This is a genomic window from Afipia birgiae 34632 (genome assembly GCF_000308295.2).
Lineage (GTDB): Bacteria > Pseudomonadota > Alphaproteobacteria > Rhizobiales > Xanthobacteraceae > Afipia > Afipia birgiae.
On sequence record NZ_HG326652.1, the window covers coordinates 1,539,972 to 1,553,446 of the forward strand.

Genomic DNA, 13,475 nt, shown 5'->3' on the forward strand with positions numbered 1-13,475 from the left:
TAAGAGCGGAAGGAAATAGAGAGGACAGTCAAAAGTCTCTCTGTACGCCAGCATGCTCTCGCAGCATGACGCTCGTCAAGTTGCATGGTCGAACCAGGCGGCTTCCACGAGTAAAGGAAAAGATCTCGTCCATAGCAAACACAGGGTACGCCGATTGCGGCCCTCACCGTCCTCAACACGAGCTTCTGATCCAGGTGGAAGACCCGAACATTATCTACAGGGTCATCGAAGCGATGCCCTCACGGCCCTAACTGACAGAGGTTCTTCCACCTGGCACCCGCCCCTCAACGAAGGGCCGGTAGTCGGAACCGCCTTTGACGACGGCGTGGACGACACGCGCCATCTTGGCGGTAATAGCGGTCATCGCCTTGCGGCGCAGATCGGGATTGTCGCGATCTCTCGCGATGTAGCGTTCGAACTTGTGCCGGAATCCGTTCTCGCGCTGGCGGATGGCGACCTGTCCGGCGATCCACAGGGTGCGGCGCAGTCGCGCATTGCCGAACTTGGAAAGGCGGGTCTGGCCTCGATACTGGCCTGACTGCTGTGTCGAAAGATCCAGTCCGCAGAATTTAAGAAACTGGCGATGATGATGGAAGCGGCGAAGATCTCCAGCCTCGGCAATGATCGTCAGCGCATTGATCGGCCCGATACCCGGGATCTGCCGCAGGAGATGATAATCTTGGCTATATCGCAGCAGTTCGTCAGCCTGCGTCTCGATCTCATTGCGTTGTCGGATCAGGCTGCGTGCTTCGGCGACGACCATCCGGAACATGCGAATAGCAGGGGCATCCAGCGGCAACGGCAATCCGATTGATGTGCGCGCCGTCTCGTAAATATCCATTAGAATCTGCGTCTTGCTGACTTTGCGGCCGACGACGTCCCAGGCTCCGGCCACAAACGCCTCCTTCGTTAGCGTCGTGATACTTGCCGGCGTTGGAAACGCATCGAGGAAAGCGAAGAACCAATCGCTGCGGCTGTTGCCCCGGAAGCGATCGATCTCTGGAAAATACAGCGGCAGGTAGTGCGTCAGGATACGATGCTGGATCTCGGTCTTGGCCCTGGCGACTGCTTCATGCGTCTTCGACAGTTCCTGCACATCGTTGATGCCAGCGCGCAGCGGATCATGGTAGGCCTGCGTCGCTTGGATCCTGAGCATGTGAAGGATCACCTGCGCATCCTTGGGGTCATTCTTGTCCCAACTGTTGTGCAGGGCCTCCCGAGTTCGAGCGAGCGCCAGCGACGACACCAGCCGCACCTCGAAGCCGGCTTCAGCCAGGCGCCATGCAATGGGACGATGATAGTTCCCGGTGGCTTCAAAGCCGCAGACCACCGGTCGGCCATACGTCTGCAGAATCTCAATCAGCCGATCATGCTCCGCACGGGTGTTGAGGACCGGCAGCCGGCGCCGGCGTTTATGGCTCGGAGCCTCGATCAGAACTTCATTGCAAACCTTGGCAATATCGATGGCTACCAACACGGCATCGGCGAGTATAACATTTGGGCTGGTCATGGTCGGTCTCTCCCGAATGGGTTGTGAACATTCGCATTCTAGAGAAACCTTGATCGGCCATGGCCACCTCAGCCGGTGCGCGCTTGCAGCGAAAGGCTGCGCGCACCGCTGCTCAGTGACCTCTCCTCATTCCTTCCGTAGGTGCTACGGGCCGTGCTACGTCGCCGGCGAGCTGGCGCAATGGCTTCAGGAGCGCGACATGGATCACACCCGCGGTGCACCGAACCATCCTCAGACCCAGGGCAAGATCGAGCGCTGGCACCAGACGCTCAAGAACCGTATCCTGCTGGAGAACTACTTCCTGCCGGGTGATCTCGAAGCCCAGATCGCGGCTTTCGTCGAGCGCTACAACCATCGCCGCTACCACGAGAGCCTGGACAATCTCACCCCCGCCGACGTTTACTTCGGGCGCGGCCAAACTGTCCTGTTGCAGAGAGAAAGGATCAAGCGAAAGACCATCGAACAGCGGCGCTTGCTACATCGCAAAGCCGCCGCTTAAAATGTCAACCGAGATGGGCCAGAGCCTCCGCTAGATCAGCCCGCCATCTGTCTCAAATTATCTGACGACGGACACGATCCCTATGCCGCCTACATCGCGGAAGCCGCACAGCGCTTCGGCATTCCGGCGGCCTGGATCAGGGCGGTCATGCGGGTCGAGAGTGCGAATGACGTGCGCGCCGTATCGCCGAAGGGCGCGATGGGCCTGATGCAGATCATGCCCGACACTTGGGCGGGCCTGCGCGCTCGATATTCGCTCGGAAATGATCCCTTCAATCCGCGCGACAACATCCTGGCGGGCGCGGCGTATCTCCGCGAAATGCACGATCGGTACGGTTCGCCCGGCTTTCTCGCCGCCTACAATGCGGGACCAGGCCGATATGAGGAGTATCTCGCCGGCCGTCCCTTGCCGGCGGAGACGCGCGCCTATGTAGCCGCCCTCCTTCCTATCTTCGGCGGCGGTGAACTGACCGCTCCTGCGACCGTCGTTGCCGCTGCCGATCCGCAAGCCTGGACTCGCGCGCCGCTGTTCGTCGCGCAATCCGAGCGCACATCGGCGGCCGATCCTGTGCAGCGCGACGCCAATCAGGACGATGCGCCGACAGCGCCGACCGCGCGCGATGTCTCCGCCATCGTCCCGCAGTCGGGCGGCCTGTTCGTTGCCCGCAATCGTGCGGGAGACCCGCAATGAGGGTTTTCGCAGTCTGGCGCGGTCTAGCGAGCTTCCGGTCAGGTTGGGCGGAAGGATTGGGATGGCAGGGAGACACGACCAACAGACGGCGAGATAAAAGCGCATGCCCGAAACGCTGTAAGCCTCTGAAGAGGCTCGCGTTTTGGCGTGCATGGCGGTCGGTCGCGGGCATGATGCCCGGTTTTTGCGAAGGATTTCAAGGCTTCCGTATGCACGGGTCTGAAATGCCGCTGTCCGGAGCTCTATCATGAGCGAGGGCGACAACGATTTTCGGGTCCGGCCTGGCCGCATCAGGAACACGCGCGCGCCGAAGGCGAAGAGCTTCCTCAACCAAGTGCTGCGGGCCGCGAAGAAGGCGGGCCATACCGGCGCGCCGGCGTCAGGCAGACGCGCTTCCGGCTATGGCCGCTCGACCTTCGGCCGGGGGCGCGGCAGTTTCAGCCGCAGCCGCCTGTTCTCATCGTCCCGCCGCGTCGTCGTGAAGGCGCGCGTCGTGCGCCACCAGGGCCGGTCCTTCCGCTCCGCGCCGCTGTCGGCGCATCTCTCCTACCTCAAGCGCGAGGGCGTCAGCCGGGACGGAGAAAAGGGCGTCATGTTCGACGCCGGCTCCGATCGCGCCGGCGATCTCGCCTTTGCCGACCGCTGCAAGGACGACCGGCATCATTTCCGGTTCATCGTCTCGCCGGAGGACGCCGGCGAGATGACCGACCTCAAGGCCTTCACGCGCGACCTCGCACGGCAGATGGAAGCCGATATGGGGACGCGGCTCGACTGGGTCGCCGTCGATCACTGGAACACCGACAATCCGCACGTCCACCTGCTCGTGCGCGGCGTGGATGAGGCCGGCGCCGATCTCGTGATCTCGCGCGACTATATCAGCCGTGGCCTTCGCTCGCGCGCCGAGGATCTGGTGTCGATCGAGCTTGGTCCCAAGCCCGAGCACGAAATCCGCAACGCCCTGGAAAAGGAAGTCGCCGCCGAGCGGTGGACGCGCCTCGATGTCGAGATCCGCGGTCAAGCCGATGACGTCGGCTATATCGATCTGCGTCCTGGCGCACGCGGCACGGCCGTTCCCGAGACCCGCCGCCTGATGATCGGCCGCCTCCAGCATCTGGAGAAGATGGGGCTCGCCACCTCAGCCAGCCCGGGCGAATGGATGGTTGGGCTGGAAGCCGAACGCCATCTTCGCGACCTCGGGATGCGCGGCGACATCATCAAGACCATGCACCGCGCCTTCACCGAACGCGGCCAGGATCGCGGCGTCGCCGACTATGTCATCGACGGCGGAGCTGGTTCGCCGATCATCGGCCGGCTGGTCGACAAGGGGCTCCACGACGAGCTGACCGGCGAAGCCTATGCCGTGATCGACGGCACCGACGGCCGCGCCCACCATGTCCGCTTCCGTGGCATCGAGGCCTTCGAGCATGCGCCGCCTGTCGGCGGCATCGTCGAGGTTCGGCGCTTCGGCGGCCCAGAAGACCAGCGGCCGACGCTGGTGCTCGCGACCCGATCCGATCTCGATCTTCGCACCCAGATCACCGCGCCGGGCGCCACCTGGCTCGACCACCGCCTGGTCGAGCGCGAACAGATGCCGCTCTCCATGGCTGGGTTTGGCCGCGAGGCGCGCGACGCCATGCAGGCCCGCGCCGAACATCTTGCTGACGAGGGGCTCGCCCGCCGCCAGGGTCAGCGCATCATTCTCCAACGCGATCTGCTCAACACGCTGCGCCGCCGCGAGCTGGACGCCTCGGGCGAGAAGCTGTCGGCCGATACGGGCCTGCCGCATGTGAAGGCCGCGGCCGGCGAGCACGTCTCGGGCGTCTATCGCCAGCGCCTGACGCTCTCCTCGGGCCGCTTCGCCATGATCGACAACGGACTCGGCTTCCAGCTCGTGCCCTGGGCGCGCGAGATCGAGCGCAAGCTTGGCCAGCACATCGCCGGCGTTGCCCGCGACGGCGGCGGCATCGAATGGAGCCTGGGGCGCAAGCGCGACCTCGGGCTTTAGCCACGAATAAGAAAGGAGCACGCCCATGTCCGCGACCAAAATCCTCTGGGGCCAGATCACCATCGTCTTCCTGATCGTGCTGATCACGACCTGGGCGGCGACGCAGTATGTCGCCTGGCAGCTCGGCTTTCAGGCCCAGCTCGGAGCGCCGTGGTTCAGCCTCGCGGGAATGCCGGTCTATTTCCCGCCGGCCTTCTTCGCCTGGTGGTTCTCCTACGACGCCTACGCGCCGGAGATCTTCACCAAGGGCGCTTTCATCGCCGCGTCGGGTGGCTTCATCTCGATCGCGGTCGCCATCGGCATGTCGGTCTGGCGCGCGCGGGAAGCCAAGAATGTCGAGACCTACGGCTCGGCGCGCTGGGCCGAGAAGGGAGAGGTGAAGGCGGCCGGGCTGCTCGGCCCGGATGGCGTGGTGCTCGGCAAGCTGGAGCGCGACTATCTGCGCCACGACGGGCCCGAGCATGTGCTGTGCTTCGCGCCGACGCGCTCCGGCAAGGGCGTCGGCCTGGTCGTGCCGTCGCTGCTCACCTGGCCGGGGTCGGCCATCGTCCATGACATCAAGGGCGAGAACTGGCAGCTCACCGCCGGCTTCCGGGCGAAGCATGGTCGCGTGCTCCTGTTCGATCCGACCAACCCGAAATCCGCCGCGTACAATCCGCTGCTCGAGGTCCGCCGCGGTGATTGGGAAGTCCGTGACGTCCAGAACGTCGCCGATGTGCTGGTCGATCCGGAAGGTTCGCTCGACAAGCGTAATCACTGGGAGAAGACCAGCCACTCGCTGCTGGTCGGCGCGATCTTGCATGTCCTCTACGCCGAGGCGGACAAGACACTCGCCGGCGTCGCAGGCTTCCTCTCGGATCCGAAGCGGCCGATCGAAACCACGCTGAAGGCAATGATGACCACGCCGCACCTCGGCGAAGCCGGACCGCATCCCGTGGTCGCGTCCACGGCGCGCGAGCTGTTGAACAAATCCGACAACGAGCGCTCCGGCGTGCTCTCGACCGCCATGTCGTTTCTCGGCCTCTATCGCGATCCCGTCGTCGCCCAAGTGACGCGGCGCTGCGACTGGCGCATCGCCGACCTGATTGCCGACCCGCGGCCGGCGACGCTCTACCTCGTGGTGCCGCCATCCGACATCTCGCGGACCAAGCCGCTCATCCGCCTCGTGCTCAATCAGATCGGCCGGCGCCTCACGGAAGACCTGCACGCCAAGGAGCGTAAGCACCGCGTGCTGATGATGCTAGACGAGTTTCCGGCGCTTGGCCGCCTCGACTTCTTCGAGTCCGCGCTCGCCTTCATGGCGGGCTACGGCATCAAGAGCTTCCTGATCGCGCAGTCGCTGAACCAGATCGAGAAGGCTTACGGGGCGAACAACTCGATCCTCGACAACTGCCATGTCCGCGTCAGCTTCGCGACCAACGACGAACGGACCGCGAAGCGCGTCTCCGATGCGCTCGGCACCGCGACCGAGATGAAGGCGATGAAGAACTATGCCGGACACCGGCTTTCTCCCTGGCTCGGCCACCTCATGGTCTCACGCTCGGAGACCGCCCGCCCGCTGCTCACCCCCGGCGAGGTGATGCAGCTCCCGCCCGCACACGAGATCGTCATGGTCGCCGGCACCGCGCCGATCCGGGCGAAGAAGGCACGCTACTACGAGGATGCCCGGTTCAAGGAACGCGTGCTGTCGCCCCCCGATCCGCAGAGGTGCGGGCGCACATCCCGCGCTGACGGCTGGTCGACGCTTGTCCCACCGAAGCCGGACGTGGCGCTACTGGCCGAGGTGGAGAAGGCGCAGGGCGACCGGGCCAATAGCGGCTTGCGCCGGGAACCCGAGCTTCCGGACCATGTCGCCATCGTGAAGGAGACGACCGACCAGAAACCGGCGGAGGAGTTCGCGATCATGCTAGACGAGGAGCCCGAAGATGTCGCCCAGCGTCAGGCGCTGCGCCGGCAGATGACCGGCGTGGCGCGTCAGGTCTCGCTCGATCCCAATGACGGCATGGACCTCTAGGAGGTGGCCATGCGGGACCGCCTGAACCTCACCTTGCCCGTCGAGATGATCAGCCGGATCAACGAGCTGTCGGAACGCAAGAAGATCCCGCGATCGGCCATCGTCGAGGCGGCCGTGGCGTCATTCCTTTCGCCTGACGCCGCCGATCGACGCGAAGCCGCCTTCACCCGCCGGATGGACCGGCTCTCGCGCCAGGCGCAACGCCTCGAGCGCGATCTCGGCGTCACAGCCGAAACGCTGGCGCTCTTCGTCCGCTTCTGGCTGACGATCACCCCGCCATTGCCGGGCGACGTGCAGGCTGCGGCTCAGATCAAGGGTCGCGAGCGCTTCGAAGGCTTCGTCGAGACGCTCGGCAAAAAGCTTCAGAAGGGTCAAAGCTTCCTCCGGGAAATCCCGGACGATATTGCCGGAAGGGTGCGCGGCGATGACGACGACTCGCCGCCAGAGGACCGATAGTGTGCGCTTGTCGTCGATCAAGTCGGAACCGATTCCGCCGTTCTCCTGTATTTGCACGCTAGGCTACTACGACGATCTAATCTTGTTGAACCGGCCCGACTTCCGGCTCTTTTAATCATCCCCGATCCAGGGCCGCGCGTCGTGCGCGCCCGCGAAAGGACGGGGACGACGTGGCGGCAGCACACCAGAAATCCGAAGCGATCATGCGGGGTGCGCGCATGTTGCGCACCGCCCTTGGCCCCGCCATCGCCCGGTTCCTGGAGGATCCCGCGATCGTCGAGGTGATGCTCAACCCCGACGGACGGCTCTGGATCGACCGCCTTTCCGAAGGGCTTGCCGATACGGGTGAGCGCCTCTCCGCCGCCGATGGCGAGCGGATCGTGCGCCTGGTCGCGCACCATGTCGGCGCCGAGGTCCATCCCGGCAGCCCCCGCGTCTCCGCCGAGCTACCCGAAACAGGAGAGCGGTTCGAAGGTCTGCTGCCCCCTATCGTCTCATCGCCCGCCTTCGCCATCCGCAAACCCGCCGTCGCTGTCTTCACCCTCGATGATTACGTCGCCGCCAGGATCATGACGGGGCCCCAAGCCGAGGCGCTACGCGATGCCGTGGCGTCTCGGCAAAACATCCTCGTCGCCGGCGGCACCTCGACCGGCAAGACGACACTCACCAACGCGCTGCTGGCCGAAGTCGCCAAGACGGACGATCGCGTCGTCCTGATCGAGGATACGCGCGAGCTGCAGTGCGCCGCGCCCAATCTCGTTGCGCTGCGCACAAAGGACGGCGTGGTCTCGCTCTCAGATCTGGTGCGCTCCAGCCTGCGGCTCCGCCCAGACCGGATTCCGATCGGCGAGGTCCGCGGCGCTGAGGCCCTCGACCTATTGAAAGCTTGGGGCACCGGGCATCCGGGCGGCATTGGCACCATCCACGCCGGCACGGCGATCGGCGCAGTGCGCCGCTTCGAGCAACTCATCCAGGAAGCCGTCGTCACCGTCCCGCGCGCGCTGATCGCCGAGACCATCGATATCGTCGCCGTGCTTTCCGGCCGCGGCGCCCAGCGTCGCCTTGCCGAACTTGCCCGCGTCGATGGGCTCGGCCCGACCGGCGACTACGTCATCACCCTCGCAGCATCCGAACCACCAGGAGATCCAGCATGATCCGTCATTCGCTCCGCATACGCCGTCACATCGCGACGGCGGCGTGTGTCACCTTCGTATCGATCGCTCTGGCGCCCGCCGCCCACGCGTCGGGCTCGTCGATGCCGTGGGAGCAGCCGCTCCAGCAGATCCTCCAGTCGATCGAAGGCCCGGTCGCCAAGATCATCGCGGTGATCATCATCATCGTCACCGGCCTGACGCTGGCCTTCGGTGACACGTCGGGCGGCTTCCGCCGGCTGATCCAGATCGTCTTCGGCCTGTCGATCGCGTTCGCGGCCAGCTCGTTCTTCCTGTCGTTCTTCTCGTTCGGCGGCGGAGCGCTCGTCTGATGGCGGGTCCGGCCGATCACGCCGGCGAGGTGCCGGGCTTCAGCGTGCCCGTCCACCGGGCGCTGACCGAGCACATCCTGCTCGGCGGCGCCCCGCGCTCAATCGCCATCCTCAACGGCACGCTGGCCGCGGCGCTCGGCCTCGGCCTTCGCCTCTGGCTGGTCGGCCTTGGCCTTTGGGCCATTGGCCACTTCGCCGCCGTCTGGGCGGCCAAGCGCGATCCCCAATTCGTCGACGTCGTGCGCCGCCATCTGCGCATCCCCGGCCACCTAGCGGTCTGAGGAGGCGCACCAATGTTGAATCTTGCCGAATATCGCAATCGCAACACCCGGCTCGCCGACTTCCTGCCCTGGGTCGCCCTGGTTGGCGAAGGCGTCGTTCTCAACAAGGACGGCTCGTTCCAGCGCACGGCCCGATTCCGTGGCCCGGATATGGATTCCGCCGTGCCGGCCGAACTGGTCGCCGTCGCTGGCCGGCTCAACAACGCCTTCCGGCGTCTCGGCTCCGGCTGGTCGATCTTCGTCGAGGCGCAGCGCCACGCCGCTGCGACCTATCCCTCAAGCATGTTTCCGGATTCAGCGTCCGGTCTGCTGGATGCCGAGAGGAAGGCCGATTTCGAGGAAGCGGGCACGCATTTCGAGTCCAGCTACTTCCTGACCTTCCTCTATCTGCCACCGGCCGAGGATGCCGCGCGTACGGAAGCCTGGCTCTATGAGGGCCGCGAGCAGTCGGGCATCGACGCCCATGAGATCCTGCGCGGCTTCATCGACCGCACCGATCGCGTGCTGCAGCTCGTCGAAGGCTTCATGCCGGAATGCGTCTGGCTCGATGACGGCGAGACGCTGACCTACCTCCATTCCTGCGTCTCGACCAAACGCCAGCGCGTCCGGGTGCCCGAGACACCGATGTATCTCGATGCCCTGATCGCCGACCAGACGCTCACCGGCGGGCTGGAGCCGAGACTGGGAACGGCGCATCTGCGCGTGCTCACCATCGTCGGTTTTCCGACGGCGACCACGCCCGGCTTGCTCGACGATCTCAATCGGCTCGCCTTTCCCTATCGCTGGTCGACGCGCGCCATCCTGCTCGACAAGACCGATGCGACCAAGCTGCTCACGAAGATCAGGCGGCAATGGTTCGCCAAGCGCAAATCGATCGCCGCCATCCTGAAGGAGGTGATGACCAACGAGGCTTCCGTCCTCGTGGACACCGACGCCGCCAACAAGGCGGCGGACGCGGACCTCGCCCTTCAGGAGCTCGGCGCCGACTATGCCGGCCAGGCCTATGTGACGGCGACCATCACGGTCTGGGATGAGGATTCGCGGATCGCCGCCGAAAAGCTGCGGCGGGTCGAGAAGATCGTCCAGGGCCGCGACTTCACGGCAATGCCCGAGACGATCAATGCCGTGGACGCCTGGCTCGGCTCTCTGCCCGGCCACGTCTACGCCAATGTACGGCAACCGCCGATTTCCACGCTCAATCTCGCCCACATGATCCCGCTCTCGGCGGTGTGGGCGGGGCCGGAACGGGATGAGCACTTCGGGTCGCCCCCCTTGCTCTATGGCAAGACCGAGGGAAGCACCCCGTTCCGGTTTTCCCTTCATGTCGGCGACGTCGGCCACACGCTCGTCGTCGGACCGACCGGCGCCGGCAAGTCAGTGCTGCTGGCCCTGATGGCGCTTCAATTTCGGCGCTACCGGGACGCCCAAGTCTTCGCCTTTGATTTCGGCGGGTCGATCCGCGCGGCGGCGTTGGCGATGCGCGGCGACTGGCACGATCTCGGCGGTGGCCTGACCGAGGGGTCGGACTCCTCCGTTTCGCTCCAGCCGCTGGCGGGAATCCATGAGGTGCCGGAGCGCGCCTGGGCGGCGGACTGGATCGTCGCGATCCTCCTGCGCGAAGGCTTGTCGATCACGCCGGACGTCAAGGAGCATCTCTGGTCGGCGCTGACCTCATTGGCCTCCGCCCCCGTCAACGAGCGCACCATCACCGGCCTCGCCGTCCTCCTGCAATCGAACGACCTGAAACAGGCGCTGCGGCCCTACTGCGTTGGCGGTCCCTATGGTCGGCTGCTCGACGCCGAAGCCGAGCATCTGGGTGAAGCAACGGTCCAAGCCTTCGAGACCGAGGGCCTGATCGGCACCAGCGCCGCGCCCGCCGTTCTCGCCTATCTGTTCCATCGCATCGAGGACCGGCTCGACGGCCGGCCGACGTTGCTGATCGTCGATGAAGGCTGGCTGGCGCTCGACGACGAGGGTTTCGCCGGCCAGCTCCGCGAATGGCTGAAGACGCTGCGCAAGAAGAACGCCAGCGTCATCTTCGCCACGCAATCGCTGTCGGACATCGACAATTCCGCCATCGCGCCGGCGATCATCGAAAGCTGCCAGACGCGTCTGCTGCTGCCGAACGAACGCGCAATCGAGCCGCAGATCACCGCGATCTATCGCCGCTTCGGTCTCAACGACCGCCAGATCGAGATCCTCGCGCGGGCCATGCCGAAGCGCGACTACTACTGCCAGTCACGACGCGGCAACCGACTGTTCGAGCTGGGCCTGTCCGACGTCGCGCTGGCGCTCTGCGCCGCGTCCTCGAAACAGCACCAGGCGCTGATCGCCGAGGTATTCGCCCGCGTTGGCCGCGACGGCTTCCTGCACGCATGGCTCGCCCAATGCTCGCTCGGCTGGGCGGCGGATCTCATCGCTGACCTCACCAATGTCACCCCCCAGACCGTCATTCCCACCAGCCAGGAGGTATCTTCATGATCCGTTTTCGCTCCCGCACGCGCGCCGCTCGGCTCGCCCTGTCCATCCTGGCGGCGCCGTTGGCACTGTCGCCGCTGCTCACCGCGCCGGCACATGCCATCATCGTCTACGACCCTACCAACTATGCGCAGAACGTCCTTCAGGCCGCCCGCGCGCTGCAGCAGATCAACAACCAGATCACCTCGCTACAGAACGAGGCGACGATGCTGATCAACCAAGCCCGCAATCTCGCGAGCCTGCCGTTCTCCTCGCTTCAGCAGCTTCAGCAGTCCGTGCAGCGGACACAGCAGTTGCTCAACCAGGCCCAGAACATCGCCTTCGATGTTCAACAGATCGACCGCGCCTTCCAGCAGCAATACCGCAATGTCTCTCTGTCCGCCTCGGACCAGCAACTCGTCGCCGATGCCCGGACACGTTGGCAGAATACGGTTGCCGGCCTGCAGGACTCCATGCGCGTCCAGGCCGGCGTTGTCGGCAACATCGACACCAACCGGACGCAAATGTCGGCGCTGGTCGGTCAGAGCCAGGGCGCGACTGGCGCCCTTCAGGCGACGCAGGCCGGCAACCAGCTCCTCGCGCTTCAGGCGCAGCAGCTCGCCGATCTCACGGCCGTCGTCGCGGCCAATGGCCGGGCGCAGGCGCTCCAGTCCGCCGAGCAAGCCGCGGCGGCCGAACAGGGCCGCGAGCAGCGCCGTCGCTTCCTCACTCCCGGATCCGGCTATCAGCCCGGCAATGCCCGGATGTTCCAGAACGGCAACTGAGGGCGCGATCGTGGACGGAAAGATGTTCGCACGCCTCGGCGCCATCGTCTTCATCGCCGTCGCCGTCACCGCCGCGGCGATCGAGATGACCCGGCAAGAGGACGCGCCGATCTACCAGAGCGTCGATCGGGCCGGTGCCGAGACCGCCGATCCTCTGCGGGCCGAACTCATCCGCTGCGCGGGAATCGGTGAGGCCGGTCCGCGCGACCCTTCCTGCCTGCGCGCCTGGGCCGAGAACCGTCGCCGGTTCCTGGCTCCCGGGGCTCGCCCCGCCGAACCGTTACCCGAAGCACCGCGCTCGCCGCGCCCGACGGCAACCATCCCGGCACCCGCGGTTCCGCTCCAACCCGAAGAGGCCAAATAGCATCATGGGCGGCACCGGCGTCATCGACCACTTCCTGGAGGTCTTCACCCGCTACATCGATTCCGGCTTCGGGCTGCTGAGCGGTGAAGTCGCGTTCATCGCCACGACGCTGATCGTCATCGACGTGACGCTCGCCGCCCTGTTCTGGAGCTGGGGCGCTGACGACGACATCATCGCGCGGCTCGTGAAGAAGACCCTGTTCGTCGGGGTGTTCGCCTACATCATCGGCAACTGGAACAACCTCGCCCGCATCGTCTTCGAGAGCTTCGCCGGCCTCGGCCTGAAGGCGAGCGGCACGGGCTTCACGACCGCCGATCTGCTCCGCCCCGGTAAGGTGGCGCAGACCGGGCTCGATGCCGGTCGACCGCTCCTCGATTCCATCTCCGGCCTGATGGGTTACTGGTCGTTCTTCGAGAATTTCATCCAGATCGCCTGCATGTTCCTCGCCTGGGCGCTGGTGCTGCTCGCCTTCTTCATCCTCGCCATCCAGCTCTTCGTCACCCTCATCGAGTTCAAGCTGACGACACTCGCCGGCTTCGTCCTCATCCCCTTCGGCCTGTTCGGCAAGTCCGCCTTCATGGCCGAACGCGTGCTTGGCAACGTGATTTCCAGCGGGATCAAGGTTCTGGTGCTCGCCGTCATCATCGGTATCGGCTCGACGCTATTCTCCGAATTCACCGCCGGCTTCGGTGGCGCGACGCCGACGATCGACCAGGCCATGGCGATCGTGCTCGCAGCATTGTCGCTGCTCGGCCTCGGCATCTTCGGTCCCGGCATTGCCAATGGCCTGGTCTCGGGCGGTCCCCAGCTTGGCGCAGGCGCTGCCGTCGGCACCGGCCTCGCCGCTGGCGGAATGGTCGCCGCCGGCGTTGCCACCGTGGGGGCCGTTGCTTCCGGAGGCGCGGCGGCGATCGGCGGGGCCGCCGCCGCT

Annotated in this window: 10 protein-coding genes and 3 pseudogenes; 12 read left to right on the forward strand and 1 reads right to left on the reverse strand. The window is 65.5% G+C overall.

What is annotated here, in order from left to right:
- Positions 1 to 222 precede the first annotated feature (222 nt).
- Positions 223 to 1,510: pseudogene (locus BN32_RS07430) on the reverse strand (IS110 family RNA-guided transposase).
- Between the two features lie 79 nt (positions 1,511 to 1,589).
- Here BN32_RS07430 and BN32_RS07435 point away from each other — a divergent pair.
- The 12 genes and pseudogenes from BN32_RS07435 to trbL form a co-directional block, all read left to right on the forward strand.
- A pseudogene (locus tag BN32_RS07435) lies at positions 1,590 to 2,009 on the forward strand (integrase core domain-containing protein); the annotation flags it as partial.
- Positions 2,010 to 2,084: 75 nt separating this feature from the next.
- A pseudogene (locus BN32_RS07440) lies at positions 2,085 to 2,699 on the forward strand (lytic transglycosylase domain-containing protein); the annotation flags it as partial.
- A gap of 247 nt (positions 2,700 to 2,946) precedes the next feature.
- Entirely contained in the window at positions 2,947 to 4,704 is a 1,758-nt protein-coding gene (locus tag BN32_RS07445; RefSeq protein WP_019197511.1) for a relaxase/mobilization nuclease domain-containing protein, read from the forward strand.
- 25 nt (positions 4,705 to 4,729) lie between these two features.
- On the forward strand, positions 4,730 to 6,718 hold the full coding sequence (locus tag BN32_RS07450) for a conjugal transfer protein TraG (RefSeq protein WP_019197512.1): 1,989 nt from the start codon (positions 4,730 to 4,732) through the stop codon (positions 6,716 to 6,718).
- Positions 6,719 to 6,727: 9 nt separating this feature from the next.
- Positions 6,728 to 7,174 (forward strand): ribbon-helix-helix domain-containing protein, encoded by a 447-nt coding sequence (locus BN32_RS07455; protein WP_019197513.1) that lies wholly within the window; start codon positions 6,728 to 6,730, stop codon positions 7,172 to 7,174.
- A gap of 170 nt (positions 7,175 to 7,344) precedes the next feature.
- Entirely contained in the window at positions 7,345 to 8,328 is a 984-nt protein-coding gene (gene trbB / locus BN32_RS07460) for a P-type conjugative transfer ATPase TrbB (protein ID WP_040425553.1), read from the forward strand.
- Positions 8,325 to 8,657 (forward strand): TrbC/VirB2 family type IV secretion system protein, encoded by a 333-nt coding sequence (locus tag BN32_RS07465; protein WP_019197515.1) that lies wholly within the window; start codon positions 8,325 to 8,327, stop codon positions 8,655 to 8,657. The genes trbB and BN32_RS07465 overlap by 4 nt, the downstream gene beginning before the upstream one ends.
- Positions 8,657 to 8,938 (forward strand): VirB3 family type IV secretion system protein, encoded by a 282-nt coding sequence (locus BN32_RS07470; RefSeq protein ID WP_019197516.1) that lies wholly within the window; start codon positions 8,657 to 8,659, stop codon positions 8,936 to 8,938. Before BN32_RS07465 ends, BN32_RS07470 begins: the two co-directional genes overlap by 1 nt.
- A gap of 12 nt (positions 8,939 to 8,950) precedes the next feature.
- On the forward strand, positions 8,951 to 11,419 hold the full coding sequence (gene trbE, locus BN32_RS07475; protein ID WP_019197517.1) for a conjugal transfer protein TrbE: 2,469 nt from the start codon (positions 8,951 to 8,953) through the stop codon (positions 11,417 to 11,419).
- Positions 11,416 to 12,180, forward strand: coding sequence for a P-type conjugative transfer protein TrbJ (gene trbJ, locus BN32_RS07480; protein ID WP_019197518.1), 765 nt, complete (start codon positions 11,416 to 11,418; stop codon positions 12,178 to 12,180). The genes trbE and trbJ overlap by 4 nt, the downstream gene beginning before the upstream one ends.
- Positions 12,181 to 12,202: 22 nt before the next feature.
- Positions 12,203 to 12,544, forward strand: a complete 342-nt coding sequence (gene trbK-alt, locus BN32_RS07485; protein ID WP_019197519.1) for a putative entry exclusion protein TrbK-alt — start codon at positions 12,203 to 12,205, stop codon at positions 12,542 to 12,544.
- A 4-nt stretch (positions 12,545 to 12,548) separates the two neighbouring features.
- On the forward strand, positions 12,549 to 13,475 hold a 927-nt coding region (gene trbL, locus BN32_RS07490; protein ID WP_040425555.1), incomplete at its 3' end, for a P-type conjugative transfer protein TrbL.

What these genes read in the sequence shown, in the direction of transcription:
- BN32_RS07445 (WP_019197511.1), top strand. Translation starts at nt 2,947, where the DNA reads ATGAGCGAGGGCGACAACGATTTTCGGGTCCGGCCTGGCCGCATCAGG.
- BN32_RS07450 (WP_019197512.1), top strand. Translation starts at nt 4,730, where the DNA reads ATGTCCGCGACCAAAATCCTCTGGGGCCAGATCACCATCGTCTTCCTG.
- BN32_RS07455 (WP_019197513.1), top strand. Translation starts at nt 6,728, where the DNA reads ATGCGGGACCGCCTGAACCTCACCTTGCCCGTCGAGATGATCAGCCGG.
- BN32_RS07465 (WP_019197515.1), top strand. Translation starts at nt 8,325, where the DNA reads ATGATCCGTCATTCGCTCCGCATACGCCGTCACATCGCGACGGCGGCG.
- BN32_RS07470 (WP_019197516.1), top strand. Translation starts at nt 8,657, where the DNA reads ATGGCGGGTCCGGCCGATCACGCCGGCGAGGTGCCGGGCTTCAGCGTG.
- trbE (WP_019197517.1), top strand. Translation starts at nt 8,951, where the DNA reads ATGTTGAATCTTGCCGAATATCGCAATCGCAACACCCGGCTCGCCGAC.
- trbJ (WP_019197518.1), top strand. Translation starts at nt 11,416, where the DNA reads ATGATCCGTTTTCGCTCCCGCACGCGCGCCGCTCGGCTCGCCCTGTCC.
- trbK-alt (WP_019197519.1), top strand. Translation starts at nt 12,203, where the DNA reads ATGTTCGCACGCCTCGGCGCCATCGTCTTCATCGCCGTCGCCGTCACC.